General features: G+C 59.9%; 20 protein-coding genes. 13 read left to right on the plus strand and 7 right to left on the minus strand.

The features are described 5' to 3' along the window. Nucleotides 1-89: 89 nt before the first annotated feature. The 7 genes from PPTH39_RS00920 (at nucleotide 90) to PPTH39_RS00950 (ending at nucleotide 9,615) form a co-directional block, all read left to right on the plus strand. Nucleotides 90-1,877 (plus strand): ABC transporter ATP-binding protein, encoded by a 1,788-nt coding sequence (locus PPTH39_RS00920; protein ID WP_130871404.1) that lies wholly within the window; start codon nucleotides 90-92, stop codon nucleotides 1,875-1,877. Continuing rightward, a complete protein-coding gene (locus PPTH39_RS00925) occupies nucleotides 1,871-3,631 on the plus strand; it encodes an ABC transporter ATP-binding protein (protein WP_130871405.1) in 1,761 nt (586 codons plus the stop codon). The genes PPTH39_RS00920 and PPTH39_RS00925 overlap by 7 nt, the downstream gene beginning before the upstream one ends. After that, the gene (locus PPTH39_RS00930) at nucleotides 3,631-4,572 is read left to right on the plus strand and encodes an ABC transporter permease (RefSeq protein ID WP_095020070.1); all 942 of its coding nucleotides are present in this window, start codon (nucleotides 3,631-3,633) and stop codon (nucleotides 4,570-4,572) included. The genes PPTH39_RS00925 and PPTH39_RS00930 overlap by 1 nt, the downstream gene beginning before the upstream one ends. Further along, nucleotides 4,569-5,519 (plus strand): iron chelate uptake ABC transporter family permease subunit, encoded by a 951-nt coding sequence (locus PPTH39_RS00935; RefSeq protein WP_130871406.1) that lies wholly within the window; start codon nucleotides 4,569-4,571, stop codon nucleotides 5,517-5,519. The genes PPTH39_RS00930 and PPTH39_RS00935 overlap by 4 nt, the downstream gene beginning before the upstream one ends. Next, the gene (locus tag PPTH39_RS00940) at nucleotides 5,516-6,295 is read left to right on the plus strand and encodes an iron ABC transporter ATP-binding protein (RefSeq protein WP_130871407.1); all 780 of its coding nucleotides are present in this window, start codon (nucleotides 5,516-5,518) and stop codon (nucleotides 6,293-6,295) included. Before PPTH39_RS00935 ends, PPTH39_RS00940 begins: the two co-directional genes overlap by 4 nt. After that, nucleotides 6,292-7,287 (plus strand): siderophore ABC transporter substrate-binding protein, encoded by a 996-nt coding sequence (locus PPTH39_RS00945; protein ID WP_130871408.1) that lies wholly within the window; start codon nucleotides 6,292-6,294, stop codon nucleotides 7,285-7,287. The genes PPTH39_RS00940 and PPTH39_RS00945 overlap by 4 nt, the downstream gene beginning before the upstream one ends. Before the next feature lie 114 nt (nucleotides 7,288-7,401). Next, nucleotides 7,402-9,615, plus strand: a complete 2,214-nt coding sequence (locus tag PPTH39_RS00950; RefSeq protein ID WP_130871409.1) for a TonB-dependent receptor — start codon at nucleotides 7,402-7,404, stop codon at nucleotides 9,613-9,615. A 72-nt stretch (nucleotides 9,616-9,687) separates the two neighbouring features. Here PPTH39_RS00950 and PPTH39_RS00955 read toward each other — a convergent pair whose 3' ends face one another. The 4 genes from PPTH39_RS00955 to PPTH39_RS00970 form a co-directional block, all read right to left on the minus strand. Next, nucleotides 9,688-10,104, minus strand: a complete 417-nt coding sequence (locus PPTH39_RS00955; protein ID WP_095000139.1) for a hypothetical protein — start codon at nucleotides 10,102-10,104, stop codon at nucleotides 9,688-9,690. Between the two features lie 243 nt (nucleotides 10,105-10,347). Beyond that, complete coding sequence (locus tag PPTH39_RS00960; protein WP_095000140.1) at nucleotides 10,348-11,094, minus strand: outer membrane beta-barrel protein; 747 nt, start codon at nucleotides 11,092-11,094, stop codon at nucleotides 10,348-10,350. A gap of 273 nt (nucleotides 11,095-11,367) precedes the next feature. Continuing rightward, on the minus strand, nucleotides 11,368-11,715 hold the full coding sequence (locus PPTH39_RS00965) for a DUF6124 family protein (RefSeq protein ID WP_095023364.1): 348 nt from the start codon (nucleotides 11,713-11,715) through the stop codon (nucleotides 11,368-11,370). A 463-nt stretch (nucleotides 11,716-12,178) separates the two neighbouring features. After that, entirely contained in the window at nucleotides 12,179-12,874 is a 696-nt protein-coding gene (locus PPTH39_RS00970) for a pirin family protein (RefSeq protein ID WP_095023365.1), read from the minus strand. A gap of 257 nt (nucleotides 12,875-13,131) precedes the next feature. On the opposite strand from PPTH39_RS00970, the gene PPTH39_RS00975 reads away from it, so the two are divergent. Both PPTH39_RS00975 and ggt read left to right on the plus strand, forming a co-directional pair. Continuing rightward, on the plus strand, nucleotides 13,132-15,603 hold the full coding sequence (locus PPTH39_RS00975; protein ID WP_095024641.1) for a UvrD-helicase domain-containing protein: 2,472 nt from the start codon (nucleotides 13,132-13,134) through the stop codon (nucleotides 15,601-15,603). A 68-nt stretch (nucleotides 15,604-15,671) separates the two neighbouring features. Beyond that, entirely contained in the window at nucleotides 15,672-17,447 is a 1,776-nt protein-coding gene (gene ggt / locus PPTH39_RS00980; RefSeq protein WP_416068810.1) for a gamma-glutamyltransferase, read from the plus strand. 86 nt (nucleotides 17,448-17,533) lie between these two features. Here ggt and PPTH39_RS00985 read toward each other — a convergent pair whose 3' ends face one another. After that, nucleotides 17,534-17,812, minus strand: coding sequence for a DUF1652 domain-containing protein (locus PPTH39_RS00985; protein ID WP_169916333.1), 279 nt, complete (start codon nucleotides 17,810-17,812; stop codon nucleotides 17,534-17,536). 241 nt (nucleotides 17,813-18,053) lie between these two features. Between PPTH39_RS00985 and PPTH39_RS00990 the strand changes: the two genes are divergently transcribed. From PPTH39_RS00990 to PPTH39_RS01005, 4 genes are read left to right on the plus strand one after another with little or no spacing between them, the layout of a single operon-like run. After that, nucleotides 18,054-18,872 (plus strand): helix-turn-helix domain-containing protein, encoded by an 819-nt coding sequence (locus tag PPTH39_RS00990; protein WP_130871411.1) that lies wholly within the window; start codon nucleotides 18,054-18,056, stop codon nucleotides 18,870-18,872. A gap of 48 nt (nucleotides 18,873-18,920) precedes the next feature. Then, nucleotides 18,921-20,327, plus strand: coding sequence for an NAD(P)/FAD-dependent oxidoreductase (locus PPTH39_RS00995; protein ID WP_095018530.1), 1,407 nt, complete (start codon nucleotides 18,921-18,923; stop codon nucleotides 20,325-20,327). Between the two features lie 31 nt (nucleotides 20,328-20,358). Next, the gene (locus tag PPTH39_RS01000) at nucleotides 20,359-20,700 is read left to right on the plus strand and encodes a cupin domain-containing protein (protein ID WP_095018531.1); all 342 of its coding nucleotides are present in this window, start codon (nucleotides 20,359-20,361) and stop codon (nucleotides 20,698-20,700) included. A gap of 54 nt (nucleotides 20,701-20,754) precedes the next feature. Continuing rightward, nucleotides 20,755-21,834 carry a polyamine ABC transporter substrate-binding protein gene (locus PPTH39_RS01005; protein WP_130871412.1) on the plus strand — a complete coding sequence of 360 codons (1,080 nt, stop codon included), beginning with the start codon at nucleotides 20,755-20,757 and terminating at the stop codon, nucleotides 21,832-21,834. On the opposite strand, the gene PPTH39_RS01010 is transcribed toward PPTH39_RS01005, so the two are convergent. Together PPTH39_RS01010 and PPTH39_RS01015 are read right to left on the minus strand one after the other, a co-directional pair. Further along, the gene (locus PPTH39_RS01010) at nucleotides 21,835-22,809 is read right to left on the minus strand and encodes a 2-hydroxyacid dehydrogenase (RefSeq protein ID WP_095038919.1); all 975 of its coding nucleotides are present in this window, start codon (nucleotides 22,807-22,809) and stop codon (nucleotides 21,835-21,837) included. 20 nt (nucleotides 22,810-22,829) lie between these two features. After that, nucleotides 22,830-24,125 carry an MFS transporter gene (locus tag PPTH39_RS01015; RefSeq protein ID WP_095018532.1) on the minus strand — a complete coding sequence of 432 codons (1,296 nt, stop codon included), beginning with the start codon at nucleotides 24,123-24,125 and terminating at the stop codon, nucleotides 22,830-22,832. Nucleotides 24,126-24,129 lie beyond the last annotated feature (4 nt).

The following is a 24,129-nucleotide window of genomic DNA, read 5'->3' on the forward strand; positions in this document are numbered from 1 at the left end:
TATCAGTTGCGCATACACCCCCCTTGTTTGCGCTTAACCGGAATGCCAGTGGCCTTCCATTCTTATGACATTGCGGATGTTTGACTGGCATGGAAACTCCTCACACGGCTGCGGCCACACCCAAGATGCGTGGCCCTGTCAGCCAGGTGCTTCACCCGATTCGTGGGCGGCTGCTGATTGCCGCCCTGCTTGCGGGCGTTGGCGCCATGCTGACGCTGGTACCGCTGGCAGGTATTGCGCATGTCGCCGGGCTGGTTCTGGGTGACAACGCAATCACTGCTCATGAGGTGTGGCGGGCAGTAGGTATCGGCGTGGCGAGTCTGTGCGCGGGCATGTTGTTGATATCCACCGGGGAGCTGCTGGCCCATCTGGCGGATAACCGTATTACCCACCACCTGCGCCTGGCCATTGTGCAGCGCCTGAGCCGCGTGCCCTTGGGCTGGTTCACCAGCCGGGGCTCGGTTGAGGTCAAGCAGGCGATGCAGGATGACATCAATACCCTGCACAGCCTGACGGCGCATTTCTACACCACCGTGGGGCGAGCGGTCGGCGCCATTGTGTTCTCGCTGGTCTACCTGTTTGTAATGGACTGGCGCATGGCAATTGTCTCGATCCTGCCGTTCCCGGGGTTCTTCCTGTTTTTTACCCGCGCCATGAAAGCCAGCGAGAGCAACATGCAGGCGTTTGTCGAGGGCATGGGGCGTATCGACAATGCCGTGGTCGAGTTCGTCAATGGCATCCCGGTAGTGAAGTCGTTCGGGGCTGTCGGCAAGGCACACGGCAGTTACCGTGAGGCCGTCGATGCCTTCGCCCGGGCTTTTGTCGGTTTCACTCGCCCGCTGGTGGGTTCGATGGCCAATGCCAACGCAATGATCGCGCCGGTCGCGGTGCTGGGCGGCGTGCTGGCGTTCGGCACCCTGTTCGTGGCACTGGGCTGGATCGCTGCGCTGGATGTGCTGCCGTTCGCCCTGGTGACTCCGGGCCTGTGTGGCCCCTTGCTGTTGCTGCACTACATCACCCATGACCTCAACAATGCAGTGGGTGCGGCCCGGCGTGTGCAGGCCCTGCTCGATACACCGGTGCTGGAGCAACCGGCACCGGGCATGCAGGAGATGCCCAGGGGCAGCGAAATTGGTTTTGAGCACGTTGGCTACTGCTATGAAAGCGCGGGCCGGGGGCTGGCGGACATCAACCTGGTTCTCAAACCCGGCACGACCACCGCTGTGGTGGGGTGCTCCGGCGCCGGCAAGTCAACCCTGGCGCGCCTGCTGCTGCGTTTTTTTGACCCGACGCAAGGGCGTATCACCCTGGGGGGTGTGGATCTGCGTCAGATTGAGACGGCAACCCTGTACCGGCATATCGGTTTTGTATTGCAGGAGGTACGGCTGATCCACGCCAGTGTGCACGACAACATTGCCCTGGGCAGACCAACGGCCACCCGCCAGCAGATTGAGGATGCTGCGCGCACGGCCAATATCCATGCGCGCATTGTTGCCCTGCCGCGTGGCTATGACTCGGTGGTGGGTGAGGATGCGCAGTTTTCCGGCGGTGAGTTGCAGCGGGTGAGCATCGCCCGTGCCGTGTTGCTCGATCCGCCCGTGCTGGTGCTCGACGAGGCCACGGCGGCGGCGGATGCCGAAAGTGAAGTGGCCATCCAGGATGCACTCTCGCGTTTTGCCGGCGGCCGCACCTTGCTGGTCATCGCGCACCGGCTCGACACCGTGATGCACGCCGACCAGATCATCGTGCTCGACAACGGCACGATTCACGAGCAGGGCAGCCACGGCGAACTGCTTGCCCGCAAGGGCCTTTATGCCCGCCTGTGGGCGCAGGGCGACTACTCATTCTCTGCAGAACTGGCGGTGCCGTCATGCTGAAACCCTTGTTAGAACTGTTGGGCGACGACGCGCCCGTGCTGCATCGTTATGTCTGGATGGCAGTGTTTTATGGTTTGCTCAGCGGGCTGACACTCACCACCCTGGTACCGGTGCTGGGGCATTTGCTCGCTAACGATCTACGAGGTGCAGCATTGTGGCTGCTGTTGACGCTTGCCGGCATGGCTGTGTGCTGGGCCTGCCGGCGCCGGGTGGAGCGCGCCGGTGTCGCGGTGGGCGTGGCCCTTTTGCAGGGGGCGCGCCAGCGCATCGGCGACCATGTGGCGCGATTGCCCCTGGGCTGGTTTACGACGCAGAACACCGGCCATCTGGGGCATGTAATTACCCAGGGCATGATGGCGGTGGCGCAGTTGCCAGCGCACGTTTTCACCCCTGTGATCAGTGGCGCGGTGACGCCTTTGGTGATCGTCGCCGCACTGTTTGCCGTGCATTGGCCACTGGGGCTGATTGCGCTGCTGGGGCTTGCGGTACTGGCAGGGGCGCTGCTGTTGAGCGCGCGCCTGGGGCAGCGTACTGACCGGGCTTTCCAGCGGCACTTCGCGGATGCCAGCCAGCGCATGGTCGAGTTTGCCCAGGCGCAATCGGTACTGCGCGCGTTCAATGGCGAAGGGGGCGGGACGCAGTTGCTGGAACAGGCGCTCGAGCGCCAGCGCCAGTCCGGGCTGCGCCTGATCTATCAGTCATCGCTTTCGGTGGTACTCAATACCTGGGTCGTGCAGGTGATCTTTGCGGCCCTGTTGATCGCAGCCGCCTTGTGGCTTAACGGGCTGATGGGCGACACGCGGGATAACGCTTCGGTGATTGCGGTAGTCGTTGCGCTGTTGTTGAGCAGCCGCTATATCGAGCCGTTGCTGGACGTGGCCGGTTATGCCGAGATCCTGCGCAGTGCCAGCGGTCAACTTGACGCGGTGCAGGCCATCTTTGCCGCCCGGCCCTTGCCGGAGCCGGATCAGCCACAACCGCCACGGGATGGCTCTATAGAGTTGCGCGCAGTGAGCATGGCTTACGCGCCCGATCAGGCCGATGTGCTGCATGATGTCAGCCTGCGTATTGAGCCGGGCAGCATGACAGCGTTGATCGGTGCTTCGGGCTCGGGCAAGACCACGCTGGTACGGCTGATCGCACGGTTTTTCGATGCGCGCGAAGGGTGCGTGCTCGTGGGTGGTGTGGATGTGCGGCACATGTCCGACAGCCAGTTGGCGGGTCAGATCAGTCAGATATTCCAGGACTGTTACCTGTTTCAGGGCAGCATTGCCGACAACATCCGCATCGGCAAACCCACCGCCAATGCTGACGAAATCTTCGAGGCGGCGCAGCAGGCCGGGCTTGGCGAACTTGTCGGGCGCTTGCCGCAAGGCCTCGACACACCGGTGGGCGAGGGTGGTGCACGGCTGTCGGGCGGTGAGCGCCAGCGTATTGCGATTGCACGCGCACTGATCAAGGAGGCGGCCATCTTGCTGGTGGATGAAGCCACTGCGGCGCTGGATGCCGAGAATCAGCACGTGATCGCCCGGACACTGGCCAGGTTGCGCGGGCAGCGCACGCTGGTGGTCATTGCGCATCAACTGTCTACGGTGTCGATGGCCGACCGGATCGTGGTACTGGATCACGGCCGGGTGGCCGAGCAGGGCACGCCCGCGGCATTGCTTGCCACCAAGGGGCGTTACGCGAAGTTTCTTGAACAGCGTCGGGCTGCCAAGGGTTGGCGGGTGGCAAGCGGCAGTGAGCTGCAATGATGCGGGCACGATGGCTAGGGGTATTTGCCATGCTCTGCGTCACATCACTGCTGGTGGGGGCCCGGCAACTGGAGTGGTCGCAGCTGTGGTCCTTGTCGGGCGATGCCTGGCTGACGCTCACGGCCAGCCGCCTGCCGCGCCTGGCGGCGCTGGTGCTGACCGGGGCTGGCCTGGCAGTGTGCGGGGTGATCCTGCAACACATCGTGCACAACAAGTTCGTCGAGCCAGGCACTTCGGGCGGGCTGGATGCGGCCAGGCTCGGCATCCTGGTATCGCTGGCTGCGGTGCCCGGCGCCGGCACGACAGGGCGCATGCTGTTTGCGCTGGTGTTTTGCTTCGCCTCGGGGTTGATATTTGTCGTGATCATCCGCCGGATCCGATTCAAAAACACGGTGCTGGTGCCGGTCATCGGCCTGATGTATGGCGGCGTGCTGAGCGCCATTGCCGAGTTCTACGCCTACCACCACAACATCATGCAAAGCATGCAGGGCTGGCTGCTGGGCGACTTTTCCAGGGTGGTGCAGGGCAGCTACGAGATCATCTACCTGATCTTGCCGATTGTTGCCCTGGCCTATCTGTATGCCCACCGTTTCACCGTGCTGGGCATGGGTGAGGGCATGGCTACAAGCCTGGGCCTGAACTACTCGGCAAACGTTGCCCTGGGCTTGCTGCTGGTGGCGGTCACAGTATCAGCCACGGTCATCACGGTAGGGGCGATTCCTTTTGTCGGACTGGTCATTCCCAACCTGGTGGCGCTGCGTTATGGCGACCACCTGGGCCGTACGCTGCCCATCGTTGCCCTGGGCGGCGCGTCAATGCTGCTGGTGTGCGACATCCTCGGACGGCTGCTGATTTACCCGTTTGAAGTGCCCATCGGCTTGATGGCAGGCAGCGTGGGCGGTGTGCTGTTCCTGGCACTGATCATCTGGAGGCACCGATGAGGCGTCTGCAACCCCGGCATGGGGTATGGGTTCTGGTGGCGGCCCTGGCGCTGACCTTCGTGTTGTTGGGGTCGGGCATGGATTTTGATTATGTAATCCCCAAGCGGATCGCCCGGCTTATGGCCATGGTGATTGGCGGTGTGTGCATCGCCTGGTCGTCGATCACGTTCCAGACCCTCACCGGCAACCGGATACTGACCCCGGCAATCATGGGCTACGAGGCCATTTACCTGCTGTTGCAAGCCTTGCTGGTGTTGTTGCTGGGCACCGGCAGTGCGGTGTTACTGGGCAGTAACGGCAACTTTCTGGTGTCTGTGCTGCTGTTGCTTGGCTACTCGTGGCTTATCCATCGTTACCTGCTGCGCAACGGCAAGAGCAACGTGTATTTCCTGCTGTTGGTCGGGCTGGTGCTGACGATGGTGATAGGCACGTTCACCCAGTTTGTCCAGCTCAAGGTCAGCCCCGGCGAGTTTTCGGTTTTGCAGGGTTTCAGCCTGGCTTCGTTCAACCGCGTCCAGCCGCAGCAGTTGCTGATTGCGGGGCTGCTGGTGGGCGCCGTGTGCCTGGTGGGCAGCAGAACCTTGGCAACCCTCGATGTGCTGGCGCTGGGGCGCGACCAGGCCATGTCCCTGGGGGTCGATTACTGGCGCAGCGTGCGCCTGCACCTGGCGCTGATTGCGGCACTGGTGGCGGTCTCAACCAGCCTGCTGGGGCCCACGGCGTTTATGGGCATCTTCGTGGCGAACATCACCTATGCGCTGGCCCGCACCTTCAGGCACCGGGTCACGCTGGCGCTGGGCAGCGTGATTGCCATCGGCATTTTCATCGTTGCGCAACTGCTGGTCGAGCATGTCTTCAACTACAAAACCACCGTCGGCATTCTCGTCAACCTGGTCTGCGGCGGGTATTTCCTGGTGTTGATGGTGCGTACCCGAGGAGCTCCATGATCACTGTTCACGGCATCCATAAAACCTATGGCAGCAAGACCGTACTACGCGGTGTCGACGCGAGTTTCCCGCCCCGGCAACTGACGGCGCTGATCGGCCCCAACGGCGCGGGCAAAACCACGCTGTTGATGATGATAGCGCGGCTGATGGAGCCCACGGCCGGTGAAGTACGCATCGAGGGGCGTGGGGTCGCGGGTATCGCGATTGGCGATTACGCCAGGCGCGTGGCCACTTTGCGCCAGTCACCGGACTTCAACCTGCGCCTTCGGGTGGAGGAACTGGTTGCCTTCGGGCGCTTCCCATACAGCCGTGGTGTGTTGACCGGCGAAGATCAACGGATCATCGACGAGGCCATCGCCTTTCTGTCGCTGCAAGCGCTGCGCCATGCCTACCTCGACGAACTCAGCGGCGGGCAGCGGCAGATGGCCTTTCTGGCCATGACCATCGCCCAGCAAACCGATTGCCTGCTGCTCGATGAGCCGCTGAACAACCTCGATATCAAGCACGCCGTACAGATTATGCGGGCGCTGCGCCGCTTGTGCGACGAACAGGGGCGCACGGTGATTCTGGTGGTGCATGACATCAACTTTGCCGCCAGCTACTGCGATCACTTCGTTGCGATGAAGGCGGGCGCGGTGCATTGCGCCGGCAGCGTTGACGAGGTGATCACTGAAACGCGGCTGGGCGAACTCTACGGGCTGGACTTCGAGATCACCCACAGCCCGCGCGGTCGCCTGTGCAACTACTTCAACCCCCTGGAAAGAGACGCGAAATGATGATCCACAACAAAGATCGGTTATGGCCGTTGGCCCTGCTACTCGGCGCGGCCGTGGCAGTGCAGGGCTGCAATGACAAACCGGCAGAGCCCCCACGGGCCGCCACCGCTGTGCAAGCCGTGCAGACGCCTTTTGCGCCGCTTACGGTGCAACACCAGTTGGGCACCACGGTCATTGAACGTGTACCGCAGCGGGTGGTTGCACTGGACATGAATGAAGTCGACTTCCTCGATCAACTGGGTGTCCCCGTGGCGGGCATGCCCAAGGATTTCATCCCGCACTTTCTCGCCCGCTATCGGGATGCACCGGGTGTCGAGGATCTGGGGTCGATTGTGCAGCCCAACCTGGAACGGGTACATGCCGCCAGGCCGGACCTGATCCTGATCACCTCACTGCAGGCCAACCACTATCAAGCCTTGAGCGAGATGGCCGCGACCGTTCATTTCGATGTCGATTATCGTGACAGCGAGACCCGCCATATCGAGGTGATCAGGCAGCACCTGCTGACCCTGGGGCAGATGTTCGCCAAACAGGGGCTCGCGCAGGAAAAAGCCCGGGCACTGGACGCGAAAGTCGAGGAGGCGAGAGGCATCACCCGCGGGCGCCCTGAAAAAGCGCTGGTGGTGCTGCATAACAACGGCGCGTTCAGCTCCTTCGGCGTGCAGTCGCGCTACGGCTTTATTTTCACCGGCCTGGGTGTCAAATCCGCCAGCCCTACGGCAGAGGCGGGGCTGCATGGGCAACCGGTATCCAGCGAATTTATCCAGCAGGCCAACCCCGACATCATCTACATCGTGGACCGTACGGCAGTAATGGAACACCGCCCGGCAATGGCTATCGAGAGCCTGGGCAACCCGTTGTTGCGCCAGACCAACGCCTGGAAAAACGGCCGGGTGATCGTTGTCGATCCCCAGGCCTGGTACGTCACAGGTGCCAGTCCGACCGCCCTGAAGCTGGTAATCGACGATGTGATCAAGGGCTATCAGGGCTAACGCCTGAAGGCGGCTGCCAGGCATTTTTCTGGCCATATAATGATTCTCATTAAAACCATTCCTTAGATTCAGATTAACAAAAACCATTCCCTGCCAGTCCAACGGAGTCTTCACGTGAGTCACTGTCATTTTCCTACCCGCATTGCGCCCCCGCGCGCAGTTTTTGCCCTGAACCGTACCGCCACGGGGGTACATGCCGTGTTGCTGACGCTGGCCATGACAAGCCTGGCAGCCCATGCCGAGTCCATCCCCGACGAGAAAGAACCCGGCGCATCAACCCTGCCTGCCACGATGGTTGAGGGCCATATGGCCACCCCGGCCGACTTGCCGCCCGGTTACGCAGGCGGGCAGGTGGCCTATGGCAGCCGGGTTGGGCTGCTGGGCAACAAGGACTTTATGGAAACCCCGTTCAGTACCATCAGCTATACGGAGCAGTACATTGCCGACCGTCAGGCGCAGAACATCACCCAGGTGATTGCCGCGACCGATCCCTCGGTGTTCAGCAACGGCCTGATCGGGACCTTCAGTGAGAACTACTCTATCCGTGGCTTCGCCAGCAATATCAGCGACGTGATGATGGGCGGGCTGTTTGGGGTGGCCCCGTATTACCGGATTTCACCGGAAATGTATGAGCGTATCGAAGTGCTCAAGGGCCCGTCGGCCTTGCTCAATGGCATGCCACCGGGAGGCTCGGTCGGAGGGGCGGTCAACCTGGTACCCAAACGGGCCGGCGACGAACCGCTGACACGGCTGACGGGCACCTATATGTCCGATGCGCAGTTCGGTGGCCATCTCGATGTGGGCCGGCGCTTCGGTGAAGACCAGCAATTCGGCGTACGCTTCAACGGTGTGTACCGTGACGGTGACGGCGCAATCAACCACCAGCGGCAGAAAGCCGAGCTCACGTCCCTGGGCCTGGACTGGCGCGGTGAACGCGTGCGGCTGTCTGCCGACCTGTATCAAAGTGAAGACCGTGTGCGCGGGCAGAACCGCGGTATCAACCTGGCTTCCGGTGTGGCCGTGCCCAAACCGCCCAAGGCCGACACTCTGCTCAACCCTGACTGGGCCTATGTGCAAACCACGGACCGGGGGGCCATCGTGCGCGGTGAGTTCGACCTGAGCGACAACCTGATGGCTTATGCGGCGTATGGCATGAGCACAACCCATTACGAGTACAGCGGCACCATGATGGCGACGGTGTTCAACGACGCGGGTGACTTCAAGACCTCCATGGGCCAGCTGAAAATGGACCTGGAGAAAACCTCCGGCGAGGTCGGCCTCAAGGGCAACCTGCACACTGGCGCGATCAAGCATCAATGGACCCTCAATGCCACACACTACGGCGACACTCAAAAGGACTACGGGCGCCGCTCGGTGCCGGGCGCGGACTGGGTCACCAACATCTACCACCCACAGTGGGGGCCAGCTGCGGCCAAGAGCTTCCCGTACATTGCCCATACCAAGAGCCGCCTGACCAGCTATGGCCTGGCCGATACACTGTCGGTTCTCGAAGACCGGGTGCAACTGACCCTGGGTGTACGTCGCCAGCAAGTGCTGACCGACAGCTTCAGCACATCCACCGGCGCACGCACCAACCGCTATGACGAAGGCGCCACCACCCCGGCAGCGGCACTGCTGGTCAAGATCACCGACCAGGTGTCGGTGTATGCCAACTACATCGAAGGCCTGAGCGAGGGCGCGGCGGCACCGATGACGGCGAAAAACTTCGGTGACGTGTTCGCCCCCTACAAGTCCAAGCAGAAGGAAGTAGGCCTCAAGGTAGACCTCGGTGACTTCACCCACACTCTGAGCCTGTATGAAATTACCCGCCCCAGCAGCTACCTGGACCCGGATACCAATATCTTTTCCTTTGGTGGCGAGCAGCGTAACCGAGGGGTCGAGTGGGGCTTTTTCGGCTCGCCGCTGCACGACGTACGCCTGATGGGCGGTGTGGCCCATGTCGACCCGAAAATCACCAAGGCCCAGGGCGGCACCAACGAGGGCAAGACCGCCATTGGCCAGCCCCGGCTGCAGGGCAAGCTGGGTGTGGAATGGGACACCCCGGTCATCGAAGGCCTGACACTGACGGCCAACGCCACCTCGGTGTCCAAGCAATACATCAGCGCCGATAATACCCAGTCGATACCGGGCTACACGGTCTACGACCTGGGCACACGCTACAGCACCCGGGTGGCCAGCCAACCGGTGACGTTGCGTGGGAGTGTGAACAACGTGACCAACAAGGCCTATTGGGGGACGCCGCTGTTGTCCAGCCTGGGCCTGGGTGCGCCGCGTACCTTTGAGTTGTCCGCGACCATTGACTTCTAAAGGCGGGCCGCCAGATATCGAATAAAAAAGCCCGACACGAAGTCGGGCTCTTGGCCATTGGACACTGGAAAGTCAACGGTGCTTATGTTTGTGCTTGTGCTTACCCTTGCCGCCGGAGCTGTGTCTGTCGCCGTCGTCGCCAAGGTTATTGCCCACTGCACCACCTACTGCGCCACCCAGCCCGGCACCAATGGTAGAGCCGGTGGAACCGCCCAGTTGACCGCCGATAAGCGAGCCGCCAGCGCCACCGACGCCGCCACCGATGGCGGCTTCGGTTTTACTGCCTCTGGGTGCACCCACTGCACTACCGGCAGCGGCGCCCACACCTGCACCGATGGCCGCTCCTGAAGAGCCGCCCAGCTGTTGACCGACAATATTGCCCAGTGCGCCGCCAACACCGCCTCCGACCGCGGCAGATCCATCCCCGGCAGCCATTGCTCCCTGCGAAATCACGATGCCCAGCACCAGGGCGGGTAATGTAATACGCATGTCATTCACCTGAATCGAAAGTGATCAAGAGATGTATGCAGGAGAGTAAGAATCCTGCCTGTGCAGAATTTGACGGCTTACCAGGCATAAAGTTCGATAACGGCATAGCGTCCTCTATTTGCAGGAAGCAAATAGATTTTCCGCAGCAAAAGGCTCATTGAGTGAAGACTGAATCAGGCAGGGGCAGCCGCGGCGATGCTGTCGATGCAGGCCCCGACAGCTGAAGGGGCCTGCCAGAAGCGATCAGAATGCCAGGCCGACCTTCACGCCGAACTCGTCACGCTTGAGTTTGGTGTTGTCGGCAATAGGCGAATCTTCGTCGATTTTGTACTCCGTACGGGTGTAGTACACGCCTGCATTGATCGGCATATCACCGTTCTGGTTCATCAGCAGCGAAACTTCAGCGTAGGGGTTGGTGCGGTCTTTCATGTCGACGTTGCCGCTGCCGAAGCCGTCGACTTTCAGCCGTGCGCGACCATCCATAGCGTGACGGGCGCCTACTTCTACACGCAGGGTCGAGGTGTCGAACTGGTGGTTGTAACCCAGTGCGGCCTTGGCAAACGGCGATTTGAAGGTCAACGTTGTATCCAGGTCGTTGATTTCAGGTTCGAAACGGGTCCAGCTGTAACCGCCACCGACGATAACGTCGACGAAGTTGCGGGCATCCAGCGCTGCGCGCCAGCCAAGGTCGAGGTCGGCCTGGGCTTCCTTGAGCTTGTTGTCGTTTTTCTTGCTGTATTTGGCTTCACCACCGATCTGGTAGATGAAACCGGATTCGGCGGTCATCTTGTTGCCAAAGTTGGCGAACACACCGGCCTGGCCCATATCCTCCTTGTCGGATTTGCTACCACCTTCGAATTTGAACTTGGTGTAGGAGCCCAGTAAACCGACGGTGAAGAGCGGGTCAGTACTTGGGGCTGCCATCACTGCCAATGGTGCGCCGAACAGCGCCAGGGCACAGGTGTGACGCAGCAGTTTTGCGGTAAGCATTCGTGAATGTCTCCATGACGTAGATAAAAATGTTTACGGCTATTTAGATATAACGACTCTGATAAGTTCAGAGCGAATCGATAAGAAGCTAAAACCCGCTCCCAATCAAGTTTTGCTGCCCCATACCCACCGGGGTCTTTTTTGACCTTGAGCAGTTGTGGCTGCTCACCGCTATTGCAGGTTTGAGGGCTGCAAACCCGTGGCCATAGATCCCGGAGGAGCAAACACACTGAAAGAAATAACGCGCCTGTCGCCAATCAGGCGCGTGCTGCTTTAGTGCGTTACCAGCGTGTCCAGCGACTTGTCGACATACCCCTTGGCCAGCTCCACCAGGTGCAGGGTCGACAACACCAGGTCGCGCGCAGGGCCGCTCAGACCATTCCCCGCCTCATTCGCGCAGGCACCCGCACAGCGCAACAAGTCTGACGCCTGGGCCAGGGCCGCTTCTGAATTGACACTGGACGGGATGGCAAACAGGGCCGTGCCCGAAGCGCGAACGGGCCTATGGCCTTGCAGGTAGAAATTGAGCGCACGGTCGGTGGCGGCACGGTCCAGCAACGGGTCGTTACCGTCAGCAGCATCGAGGGGTAAAACGGGTGGGTCGGGGGTGATCTTTTTCATGGCTTAACTCCAAACACGTTAAGGGAGCTGCCACTTTTAGCTACTAAACGAATGGGTGGCAGCCGTGCACAGGTTAGTAGACCGGCGTGTTTGGGAACCGGTGTGCCCGAGGGCACCCTGCGCACGGCCACCATAAAACGCAGGCCGTAAAAAGCGCCTCACGGAGGTGGCGCCTTGCGCCAAACACTAAAACCGGGCTACTAAACCCGACCGCTGATTTTGCAGCGATGGGACGAGACTATTCCCCGATTTTAGGCGGCGCAAGCGAGCAAGATTTTCTAGGATGTTTCATTGGAATGAAAGCGAAACGTCGTACGAAACGGCTGATGTTAAAGGCGCAAAGCCTGCCACGATCCTGTCGCCGCTGCCGGCAACGAAGGCTGCGTTCCTCGGCAGCGGCGACAGTAGATTACGCAGCGCACTCTTGCTTCTAACAGGCTAGTCGACCGCCGCAACAGGCGAATCAGGCCACATCCACCAGCACAATCTCGCTGTCTTCAATCGCGGTGACCCGTAGCAGGGTCTCATCGACAACGGCCACACCATCCCGTGCGCTGGCCCGAAGACCATTAACCTCGATCACCCCGGTGGCAGGCACCAGGTAGGCTCGCCGGCCGCTGTCCAGACGGTACTCGGCGGTTTCCCCGGCCTTAAGGTTCGCCGCTACCAGTCGCGCATCGGCACGAATGCGCAGGCTTTCAGGGTCGCCATCCTTGCCGCTGGCCAGGGTCACAAAACCCTCACGGCCGCCCTTGGGAAAAGGCTTGGCGCCCCACGCCGGAGCATCACCCTGCTGGTTGGGTACGATCCAGATCTGGAAGATCCGGGTCGGTGTGGACTCCAGGTTGTATTCGCTATGCGCAATCCCGGTACCGGCGCTCATCACCTGTACATCCCCGGCTTCGGTACGACCCTTGTTGCCCAGATTGTCTTCGTGGCTGATAGCACCTTCGCGGACATAAGTGATGATTTCCATATCGCGGTGCGGGTGTTTCGGGAAGCCGGTGCCGGGGGCGATCACGTCGTCATTCCAGACCCGCAGGTTGCCCCAGTTCATCCGCTGCGGGTCGTAGTATTCGGCAAACGAAAAGTGATGATGGGCGTCCAGCCAGCCGTGGTTTGCTCCGCCCAGCGTATTGAAAGGTCTGAGTTCAAGCATGATGCTTCTCCTGAGAAGGGTGCCAAGGGTTGACCGGTTGGCGATGAGGTGATTCTCCATCAGCAACATATCGATAAAAAGCTGAAAAAATGCGTTAAACCAATCGGTTTAATAGATGCATTAGCAAGCCAGTCAATCGCTATTTACCTTTAATACAGGCTCTAAACGGCTGATGCCCAAGCAATTAGCTAGAAATCGGCGCGCAATGGGGTGACCATAGCCCCTCCACCCGGACAGCCTCACACCCTGGAGTCAGCGTGCCGCAACACAATCCCGAACTGCCTGAAGACCTTGCCCCCATTACCCAATTGCCCTTGCTCAAGCGCCTTGCCGCGCGTGTGTTTGGCAGTGGCTTGAGCCGTTTGCGCGCGCAACATGCGCCGTCCTGGCTGCAGGGCCAGGCAGACGGGTTCCGCAGCGGGCACAGTGCCGGGGTGGATTACGGTTTCAAGGAGGGGCATGCGGAAGGGCTCGAAGAGGGTCGCCAGGTGCTGTTTATCAGCGATATGCGCCCGCAGGAGCTGCGTGCTCCCGGGATCGACGAGAACCTGTTCGATGACTGGCGCCTGCCGCTGGGCCCGGAACTGAAAAAGCTGATCAAGGCCGACGTGGCTGCCAACCTGCCCGAGCATGCCCAGCCCAGTGCCGCACAGTGGAAGATGATTTTCAGTGATACCCCGTCGACCTCGGTGGTTGCAGGCGCCGGAGCCGGCAAGTCGACCTCGCTGGTGTTGCGCATTCTGCTACTGACCCATTACCTGGGCTTTGAACTCGATTCGATGACCGTGGTGACCTTTACCCGGGAGTCGCGCAAGGACTTTATCAAGAAGCTGCAGGAAATCTTCGCCTTGTGGGGGCGCAATCTGTCGCTCAAGGAAGCCCGGGATGTGGTGCGTACCTTTCACTCGCGGATTTTGCCCATGGTGCGCAGCTTGCCCGGCTATAGCCAGTTACAGGCCTTCGAGACCCTGAATAGCCGCAGCCTGCTCAACGACGACGAGACCGACAGCAACCCGTTTGACCTGCGGATCAACGATGCCCAGCGTCAGCAACTGAATGCCTGTTATCACGGGCTATATAACCGCGATGAGCGCTTCCGTCAGACCCTGGCACCACTGCGACTGCATGCCTTGCAGCTCAAGGAGCTGGAGCGCGACCATCCAGATGTGCAAAAGCGCATGGCGGTGACCGAACTGGCCGCCAGGCGCGACGAAGAACTCTGCGACACCCTGGAAGACCTCTGGTTTGCCGCCGGCGCCTGGCCGATCAAAGGCATTGAGCCCAACCGCGAAACCATCGAGATCAATGGCGCGCAGTTCCATTGCCACGGCTATATTGCCGAGCTGGATGCCTGGGTGGTACTGGGCTTCGATCCCCGTGAAAACCCGCAGATCTGCCGCCCCGGGGCCAAGCTCAGCGTGCGCGCCGAGTGGGCAGTCAAGCGCACCCTGTTTCAAGCTTTTTGCAGCAAACCATTGATATGGCTGGAAAACTACGAGTCTGCGAAGCGTGTAGTCAGTGCCCTCGCCGGGGATGCCAGCGCAGGCCCCGGCTTTGATTACAAGCTCAAAGGTGAGTTGGGCTCGGCGCCTTTGCTCGACAGTTTTGTCGCCGCCGCCAGTTTTATTGAAAACCTGGGGCTGGACGTGGCCGCCGCAGTGGGCGATATGCGCTTTGCCAAGGATGATCCGGACCGTTTCTTTTTTGAGGCCTTGAGCCTGTTCTGGCGGGCGCTGGAAGACCACCTGCTGGCACAGACCCCGCCGGTGATGACCTATAACCGCATGTTCTCCCTGTTTGGCGAGAACACCCCGCAGAACTTCAAGCTGCTCAGCCATGAGCAACTGCGGCCGTTGTCGCATTTGATGATTGATGAGTTTCAGGATGTCTCACCACAGATCGTGTCCTGGCTACGCGCCAGCTTGCGCGAGATCCGCAGCCGTGGCCCGGCCATGCATGTAGGCCGTGGAGCCCAGCGTTCATCGTTGTTGTGTGTGGGCGATGACTGGCAATCGATCTACGGCTGGCGGGGCAGTTCGCCCAAATACTTCATGGAGTTCAACAAGGAATTTCCGTCACCTGCCACCACCCGGGTGATGCTCAGTGACAACTTTCGCAGCCATCAACACATCATCGATGCCGCCGAACATATCGTGCGTGCCGCGCCGTCCATTGCCGGCAAGCGGGCCAAGGCCAGCGGTGAGCCCAAGGTGGCAGTCCCGGTCAATGTGTTGCATCGCGATGACCAGGGGTTGGCCGCGCAGTTGATCGAGCATTACAACGCCGGGGACAGTATCTTGATGTTGTTTCGAAAAAGCAGCGATAAGTTACTGATAGAAAAGGATATTCAATCAGTAGTTAATGTTGATTCTAGGTTGGCGCCGGAAGATCGCAGGCTCAAGCAGCTGACCTATCACAGCTCCAAGGGCTTGCAGGCGGATGCTGTTTTCCTGCTGGGGGATTGTCAGCATCTGACAACCTCACCTTATAAGAACCAGGTTTACCGCATGGCCGGTCTGGGTAAGGAGGGTGACCCCGAGCCGTATGACAATGCCCAGAAAGATGAAATCCTGCGTCTGGCCTATGTCGGTATTACCCGGGCAGTGAAGCATTGTTACTGGTATGTGGAAAACCAGGATGCCCAGGGTCCGAATATCCCCAGGGCCTCGGACCGTGTGCCCCAGGGCAAGGCGTTCTTTCAGGACTTGCGACTCACTCACAATAATTGAAGGGATACCTTTTGATTGATCTTCTGCTTGCCAAAAACAACAGTCTGCGCGTATTCGCCTTGTCAGCCCTGGCCCTGTGGACGGCCGGATGCAGTACCGGGGAGTCCGAGCAGCACAAGCCCTCCGAGTTGCCGCCTGCGCCCGAAATAGCCTCGGGTTTGCGTACCGATATGGCCCCGGTACACGCCACCCGGCATATGGCTGCTGCAGCCAACCCGCTGGCCACTGAGGCGGGGCAGCAAATACTGCGCAAGGGCGGCTCGGCAATCGATGCAGCAATCGCCATGCAAGCCGTACTTGCACTGGTTGAACCCCAGTCCAGTGGCCTCGGCGGCGGTGCGTTTATTCTGTACTGGGACGGCAAGCGGGTGCAGGCCTATGATGGCCGCGAAACTGCTCCGGCAGGTGCCACCCCGGGGATGTTCATGGGGGCAGAAGGTCAACCGATCCCTTTCTCCGAGGCCCAGATAGGCGGACGTTCAGTCGGCGTGCCCGGGGTGCTCAGGGCGCTGGAAATGGCCCATCAGCAGCATGGCAAACTGCCCTGGAGTGATCTGTTCCTACCGGCAATCAAACTGGCCAGCGAAGGTTTTCCTGTTTCCCAGCGCTTGCATACGCAAATCGCCGCCGACAGGTTTATCGCCGGCTCGGCGGAAATGGCCCGGTATTTCCTTACACCTCAAGGGCAAGCGTTGCCGGTTGGCACCTTGCTGAAAAACCCGGAACTTGCACGCACCTTGCAAACAATTGCCAGCCGTGGCGCCGATGGGTTTTACCAGGGGGCCGTCGCGCAGGCGATGGTCGACAACGTTCGATCCCACCCTCGTGCCGGGACCCTGTCCCTGGCGGATATCAGTGGTTACCAGGCCAGGGAGCGCACACCGGTGTGTGCGGACTACAAGCAGTGGCAAGTCTGCGGTATGCCACCACCGTCTTCGGGCGGTGTCGCGGTGTTGCAGACCCTGGGGATTCTTGAGGCCCTGCAAGATAAATCCCCGGCCCTCGATCTCGCCAGCATGCCCCCCGTACCGAGCAGCTCCGGTGCAGGTCTTGAGCCTTCGCCTTCAGCGGTACACCTGATCGCAGAAGCCGAGCGCCTGGCTTACGCTGACAGGGCACAGTACCTGGCGGACAGTGACTTCGTACCAGTCAATGTGAAAGGGCTGACGGATAAAGCCTATTTCAGGACGCGGGCCGCTCTGATCGGTGACAAGAGCATGGGCCGTGCCGAGGCCGGTGTTCCGGCAGGCATTAACCTTGCCCTGGCCCCTGATCGCTCGCCACTGCGCATTTCGACCTCCCACATATCCGCTGTCGATGACCAGGGCGGGGCGATCGCCATGACCACTTCGGTTGAGGCTGCGTTTGGTTCACACGTAATGACCCAGGGTTTTATCCTGAACAATCAGCTCACCGACTTCTCGTTTATTCCCGAAGAAAACGGCAAGCCGGTGGCCAACCGCATCGAGCCGGGCAAGCGCCCGCGCTCTTCAATGGCCCCGACCCTGGTGTTCGAACGCAAAAGTGGCGAATTGGTCGCAACTATTGGTTCACCGGGTGGCTCGCAAATCATCGAGTACGTCAACAAGTCGGTGGTTGGCCTGCTGGACTGGAAGCTGAACCCCCAGGACGCAATCAGCCTGCCCAACTTTGGCAGCCGCAATGTGGACACTGAGCTTGAGGCTGGCCGGTTCAGCCCGGCGCTGGTGCAACAGTTGCAGGACCGCGGGCACAAGGTGGCGCTGATCGAAATGACCAGTGGCACGCAGATTATTGTGCGTGACAACAACGGCTGGGTTGGTGGTGCCGATCCGCGACGTGAAGGTACAGCTTCAGGGGATTGATACGCAGTCAAAAGCCCCTTAGCCCAACCCTCTCCCGCACGGAGAGGGTACTGATCTGCCACAGAGCATCTACAGGCGCTGCAAAATCAGGCCTGTGCCTGCCATGCCAGCGGCGGCACAAAACTCTCGAGTTCGTCTTCTACGCATTGAATGAGGCGCCCCACCTGACCGGGGGTCATCACCGCCGAGCAGGGGATACCGGCGACGGTAATCACGGTTTCACCACTGGCACGGTCAAACAAGCGGGCGATCATGCTGCCTGGTGCGTCCATGGTTGCCTCGAAGCCCATCGGGTGAAAATGCCAGCGCATCAGTTGGCAGGCATTGGGGAAGGTGACTTTGTTGATGTTGTCCATGGGGTACATAGAGCAATTCCTTTAGCTCAAGATAAGGGGCGGTTGTTTCTGACCGCATAGGTTTTCAAGTATTTCGTGATCAAACCTAACACCCGGGAGAGTTGCTGCTAAGCCTTATTTTTCCCGCAACCCGGTTGTTTGCCCGTACTTTGATGTGAATCATGCACTTAGGTTATTTATCCGCAGCCAGTACCCATTGAAGCCCATGGCCAAACTCGGCACTCTGTGTTTTTTTACCTTCGAGCCCCCCATGCCAGCTCCAGACGACGGTCCCGAAAATACCCGCGCCACCGGCGAAACCGTGCTGCGTTACCACCTGTGCTGGAAGCATCGGGATCTGGACGGGGTAATGGCGTTGTATCACCCCGATGTGACCTACAACGACTTCTTCCAGAATCGGGTCATGGTGTTCAATGAACTGCGCGAGTATGTGCAGTCGTCCATGCCCAGAGAGCCGGATGAGGCCCTTGAGCACAGTGATCGCATCCGCCTGGATGGCAATACCGCGTTTATTCAATACCGCATGACTTTGCGCGGCAGCCCGGGCCTGGTTTCATTTCGCGCCAGTGAGGCGATTACCGTGCGCGACGGGCTCATCTGGCAAGTCAATGAGTACGCCTCGCTGGTGCATGAAGCGGCGGCCAGCCCGGCCCGGCAGGGCTCGTTGCGCCCGGCGGTGAGCCGTCTGGGGCTGTCGGCCCGTCAGCTGAGCTTTATGGCGCAAGACCTGCAAACCTACTTTGAACGCCAGCAACCCTTTCTTGACCCTGAACTCGACCTGCAGCAGGTAGCCAGGGCCTGCGGTTATACGCGCAATCAAATGTCGTATCTGCTTAATCAGGTGCTCGGACAAAGCTTTTACCGCTATGTGAATCAGGCGCGCCTGCGCCATGTTCTGGCGGCGATGGACATAGCTGCTACTCCGGTCAAGGTTGATGAAATGGCCTTTGCAGCAGGCTTCAACTCGATTTCGGCGTTTTACAGCTGTTTTCGCCAGCACACCGGGCAATCGCCCAAAGCCTATGCCAAACAAATTTCTTTGCGGGCACGCACGCAAGACGTGCCCTGATGCCAGCGACTAGGATCGAGCCATTCCTGGATCGGTGTGGAGTCGGCAATGCCAGCATGGTGCTCAATCAGTTTGTGGATGGACCAGCTTGGGGAGGAACTCGCACCCCGACCGTCCCTTGAGCACGATCTGGATGTCGATGTGGCTATCATCGGCGCCGGATATACCGGGCTGTGGACCGCGTACTACCTCAAGCGCCATGCGCCTGAACTGAGCATTGCCATTGTTGAAGCGCAAACGGCCGGTTTTGGTGCATCAGGGCGCAATGGCGGCTGGCTGATGGGCAACCTGCTGGGCGAAGACCGCTTGCTTGCAGGCCTGTCTGTGGAACAGCGCCGGGAATCCTTCGACTTGTTGCACGGTATTCCTGATGAAGTGAAGAATGTTATCGATCGTGAGGGTATCGACTGCGATTACCGTAAAGGGGGTGCCTTGTATTGCGCGGCGCGCTACCCGGAGCAGGAGGCCAGCTTGCGCAGTTATCTGGCCAGCCTGTATGCCGAAGGCCTGAACGAATCCGACTACCGCTGGCTCACCCCGGCCGAGCTGGCGCAACAGATCCGCATCAACCGGCCTTATGGCGGGATTTTCACACCGCACATCGCCACCCTTCACCCGGCCAAACTGGTGCGTGGTTTGGCCCGCGCCGTTGAGCGCATGGGTGTACAGATCTACGAACAAAGCCCGGTATCCGAGTGGCAGGCAGGGTTCCTACGCACGGCCAGGGCGCAGGTGCGCAGCCGCTGGGTGGTGCCTGCCGTGGAAGGTTATGCCAACACCCTGGCGCCTTTGGGCCGCTATCAACTGCCGGTACAGAGTCTGATCGTGGCAACAGAGCCATTGCCTCAAGCCACGTGGGACGAGATTGGCCTGTGCAAGGGCCAGGCCTTCAGTGAGAGCAGCCGTCAGGTCACTTACGGCCAGCGCACGGCCGACAACCGCCTGGTATTTGGTGCCCGGGGCGGATATCAGTTTGGCGGGCGCCTGCGTGAGAACTTTGACCTCAGCCGCGATGAAATCGAACTGCGTCGCTATTTGTTCAGCGAACTGTTCCCGCAACTGAAAAACGTTGAAATCAGCCATGCATGGGGTGGCAACCTGGGGATGTCGCGACGTTTTCAGCCGCACATGCTGTGTGATCGGCAGCAGGGCATTGCCCTGGCCGGCGGCTACGGTGGCGAGGGCGTGGGGGCCAGCCATCTGGGCGGGCGCACCCTGGCCGACCTGATCCTGCAGCGCGACACCCTGGAAGTCCGCCAGCCCTGGGTCTTGACCGAAGGCGGGTTGGGTGCGCTGAAGAGCTGGGAGCCAGAGCCGTGCCGCTGGCTGGGCTACAACGCAATCATTCGCAGCTTTGTGTACGAAGACAAAACCCTGGCCAACGCCAACAGCCCGCCTTGGCGTCGGCAATTTGCCCGCCGCCTGGCCGGGGTGATGGAAGGCTTTATGAAGTAATCCGACATTTGCGTTCAACAGGAAGCACGCCATGAGCATTACCCAGTTCAAAAACACCGCCCAGGTGACGTTGCAGGAGTCTTTCCCCGTGGCCGAGCCCCTCGGTACACCGGTGGCGGTGACCTCGCTGACCTGCGTGGAGCGTAACGACGGCGTCGAAACCGGTATCTGGGAATGCACCCCGGGCCGATGGCGCCGGCAGATCATGGAGCAGGAGTTCTGCCACTTCATTCAAGGCCGCTGCACCTTTACTCCGGACAACGGTGAAACCCTGACCATAGAAGCGGGCGATGCACTGATGTTGCCTGCCAACAGCACCGGTATCTGGGATATCCAGGAAACCGTGCGCAAGACCTATGTATTGATCCTTTGATCGCCGAAACCTGCCTATAAAAACAGCTGCCCAAAACATGCAAGGAATCGAATCATGATCCGTATAAGCCTGTTGCCCCTGATGCTGGCCACTACCTTGTGTCAGGCCGGTGAAACCGTAAAAGTCTATAACTGGTCGGATTACATTGCCCCCGACACGATGAAGAACTTTCAGCGCGATACCGGCATTGCTTTCAGCTATGACCTGTTTGACAGCAACGAAACGCTGGACGGCAAGTTGATGACGGGCTCATCCGGTTATGACGTGGTGTTTCCGTCCAACCACTTTATGGCGCGGCAGATCCAGGGCAAGGCGCTGAAGAAGCTCGACAAGAGCCAGTTGCCAAACTGGAAGAATCTCAACCCGGTGCTGCTCAAGGCACTGCAGGTCAATGATCCGGGCAACGAACATGGTTTTCCTTACCTGTGGGGCAGCACCGGCATTGGCTATAACATCGCCAAAGTAAAAGCCGTGCTGGGGGATGACGCGCCGGTGGATTCCTGGGATCTGATCTTCAAGCCCGAGAATATGGAGAAACTCAAATCCTGCGGCGTGGCGATTCTGGATAATGGCCCGGAGATCTTGCCAGCGGCACTCAACTACCTGGGGTTGCCTCATCACAGCAAAAACCCGGCTGACTACAAGAAAGCTGAAGAGATGCTGCTCAAGGTCCGACCTTATATCAGCTACTTTCACTCATCGAAGTACACCAGCGACCTAGCCAACGGCAATATTTGCGTGGCCGTAGGCTTCTCTGGCGATATCTTGCAGGCCGAAACCCGCGCTAAAGAGGCCGGAAATGGCGTCGAAATCGGTTATTCGATTCCCAGGGAAGGTGCCGCCATCTGGTTTGACATGGTTGCCATGCCCGCCGATGCACCTGACGAAAAAGCTGCTTACAGCTTTATGAACTACCTGCTGCGCCCGGATGTAATGGCCGGGATCACCAACTACGTGCACTACGCCAATGGCAACGAGCAGGCCGATGCCTTGGTCAGCTCTGAAATCAAGGCTGACACCAAGGTCTATCCAACCCCCGCCATGATGGACAAGCTGTTTGCCCTGGAGGCCATGCCGCTGAATATTGACCGGGTACGCACGCGTGTCTGGACCAATATCAAAAGCGGCAAGTAACTAGCGCAATGCTTGCGGGTTGACCAGATTGGCCGGGCGTTCACCGGCCAATGCCGCCAGCAGGTTTTCGACCGCGCAACGGGCCATGGCCTCGCGGGTTTCGAAGGTGGCCGAACCGATATGTGGCGTGGCCACCACGTTATCCAGCTTCAGCAAGGGCGAGGTCAGTTCCAGCGGTTCGCGCTCGAACACATCCAGCCCGGCAGCGCGGATCTGACCTTGTTGCAGGGCGTTGATCAGCGCCGCTTCGTCCACCACTTTGCCTCGGGAGATATTGATAAAAATGCTCTCGCGGCGCATCAGGGCAAATTGCTCGGCGCCGATCAAACCCTCGGTTTGTGCGGTCAGGGGCAAGGTCAGGCAGATAAAGTCGGCTTCTTGCAGCAGCTCGTCGAGGCTGCGGTACTGCGCATTGAAACGCGCCTCTACTGCGGGTTTGGGCGAGTTGCTGTGGTAAATCACCGGCATGCCGAAGCCAAAATGGCCGCGCTGGGCCAGGGCTTCGCCGATGCGGCCCATGCCGATAATACCCAGGGTCTTGCCGTGAACGTCGGTGCCGAAATGCTCGGGGCCGACGTTTTTCTGCCATTCGCCGTTGCGCACCATGTTGGCCAGTTCAACCACCCGCCGGGCGCTGGCCAGGACCAGGGCAAAGCCGGTGTCTGCAGTGGTTTCGGTGAGCACGTCAGGGGTGTTGGTGAGCTGGATCTTGCGCTCGGTCATATAGTCGATGTCGTAGTTGTCGACACCCACCGACACACTGGCGACTGCTTCAAGGTTCGGTGCCAGGTCCAGCAGTTGCGCATCCAGCTTCAGGCTTGCGCCCAGAATGCCTTGCGCCCGGGGCAGGGCGGCACGCAGTTGGTCCATGCCTGCGGCGTCAAGCTTCTTGATCAGCGTGACATCGGCCTGGGCTTGCAGGCGCTGCATCAGTTCCGGGGACAGTTCTTTGTAGAGCACTACATTCTTTTTCAAGGGATTCACCGACATTGAATTCAAGAGTGGGCCAGACGTTGCGAGGTGCTGTGTTGCGGCGCAGCAGGGTCTTTGGCAGCGGGTTTGAGCATGAGGGTCAGCAGTACCGAAATCATCAGCGCGCCACTCATCAACAGAAACGATGCGCCCGTCGAGCCGGTGGAGCTGTTCAGGTAACCCACCAGGTACGAACCGGCAAACGAACCCAGTGCGCCCATGCTGTTGATCAGCGCCATGGCACCACCGGCCACGTTGGAGGGCAGGATTTCCGGAATGATGGCGAAAAACGGACCATAAGGGGCGTACATGCAGCCCCCGGCAATGACCAGGAGTGCGTAGGACCACCAAAAGTGTTCAGCGCCCAGCATGTAGGAAGCGTAGAACGCCACAGACGCGATCAGCAGCGGTGGCCAGACGAAGCGTTTGCGCTTTTGCATTTTGTCCGAGCCCCAGGACACCACCAGCATCGCAATCACGGCTGCCAGATAGGGCAGGGCCGAGAGCCAGCCAGCTTCGATCATGTCCATCTGCGCGCCTTGCTTGAGAATCGAAGGCAGCCACAGGACAAAGCCGTAGACGCCGATGCTCCAGCAGAAAAACTGCAAGGCCAGCAGGATAACGGCGGGCGTACGGAACGCTGCAGCGTAGTTTTTCACCGGCTTGAGGCCCACTTGCTCGGCATCCAGTGCGCTTTGCAGGTCTTGTTTCTCCTGATTGCTCAGCCATTTGGCTTCGCTTGGACGGTCATCGGCCAGGCGCCACCAGATAAAGGCCCAAAGCACTGCAGGCAGACCTTCGACGATAAACATCCAGCGCCAGCTGTAATGCTGCACCAGATAACCCGATACCACTGACATCCACAACATGGTCACCGGGTTGCCCAGGATCAGGAAGGTGTTGGCCCGCGAGCGTTCGGCACGGGTGAACCAGTGGCACAGGTACACCAGCATGGCCGGCATTACGGCGGCTTCAACCACTCCGAGGGTAAAACGGATAACAATCAGCCAGTAGGCGTTGGACACCACGCCGGTCAATGTGGCCAGGCTGCCCCAGAGGATCAGGCTGACAAAAATCAGCTTTTTCACACTGTTTCTCTGGGCGTAGATCGCCCCGGGTACCTGGAAGAAGAAATAGCCAAGAAAGAACAGCGCGCCCAGCAACGACGACAGCCCGGGGGTGATGTTCAGGTCTTCGGCCATTCCTGAGGCAGCTGCGAAACCGTAGTTGGCACGGTCAAGGTACGCCAGGCTGTAGGTGATAAACACGATCGGCATGATGTACCACCAACGACGGGCGGCGAGTTTTAGGGATTGCATAGAG

Source organism: Pseudomonas bubulae (assembly GCF_900618535.1).
Lineage (GTDB): Bacteria > Pseudomonadota > Gammaproteobacteria > Pseudomonadales > Pseudomonadaceae > Aquipseudomonas > Aquipseudomonas bubulae.

Bases quoted from the DNA above. Each gene is read 5' to 3' on its own strand.
- PPTH39_RS00940 (WP_130871407.1), top strand. From the start codon at position 5,516: ATGATCACTGTTCACGGCATCCATAAAACCTATGGCAGCAAGACCGTA.
- PPTH39_RS00920 (WP_130871404.1), top strand. From the start codon at position 90: ATGGAAACTCCTCACACGGCTGCGGCCACACCCAAGATGCGTGGCCCT.
- PPTH39_RS00985 (WP_169916333.1), bottom strand. From the start codon at position 17,812: ATGTACCCCATGGACAACATCAACAAAGTCACCTTCCCCAATGCCTGC.
- PPTH39_RS00960 (WP_095000140.1), bottom strand. From the start codon at position 11,094: ATGCTTACCGCAAAACTGCTGCGTCACACCTGTGCCCTGGCGCTGTTC.
- PPTH39_RS00945 (WP_130871408.1), top strand. From the start codon at position 6,292: ATGATGATCCACAACAAAGATCGGTTATGGCCGTTGGCCCTGCTACTC.
- PPTH39_RS01015 (WP_095018532.1), bottom strand. From the start codon at position 24,125: ATGCAATCCCTAAAACTCGCCGCCCGTCGTTGGTGGTACATCATGCCG.
- PPTH39_RS00955 (WP_095000139.1), bottom strand. From the start codon at position 10,104: ATGCGTATTACATTACCCGCCCTGGTGCTGGGCATCGTGATTTCGCAG.
- PPTH39_RS00935 (WP_130871406.1), top strand. From the start codon at position 4,569: ATGAGGCGTCTGCAACCCCGGCATGGGGTATGGGTTCTGGTGGCGGCC.
- PPTH39_RS01005 (WP_130871412.1), top strand. From the start codon at position 20,755: ATGATCCGTATAAGCCTGTTGCCCCTGATGCTGGCCACTACCTTGTGT.
- PPTH39_RS00990 (WP_130871411.1), top strand. From the start codon at position 18,054: ATGCCAGCTCCAGACGACGGTCCCGAAAATACCCGCGCCACCGGCGAA.
- PPTH39_RS00970 (WP_095023365.1), bottom strand. From the start codon at position 12,874: ATGCTTGAACTCAGACCTTTCAATACGCTGGGCGGAGCAAACCACGGC.
- PPTH39_RS00965 (WP_095023364.1), bottom strand. From the start codon at position 11,715: ATGAAAAAGATCACCCCCGACCCACCCGTTTTACCCCTCGATGCTGCT.
- PPTH39_RS01000 (WP_095018531.1), top strand. From the start codon at position 20,359: ATGAGCATTACCCAGTTCAAAAACACCGCCCAGGTGACGTTGCAGGAG.
- PPTH39_RS00930 (WP_095020070.1), top strand. From the start codon at position 3,631: ATGCGGGCACGATGGCTAGGGGTATTTGCCATGCTCTGCGTCACATCA.
- PPTH39_RS00925 (WP_130871405.1), top strand. From the start codon at position 1,871: ATGCTGAAACCCTTGTTAGAACTGTTGGGCGACGACGCGCCCGTGCTG.
- PPTH39_RS00995 (WP_095018530.1), top strand. From the start codon at position 18,921: ATGCCAGCATGGTGCTCAATCAGTTTGTGGATGGACCAGCTTGGGGAG.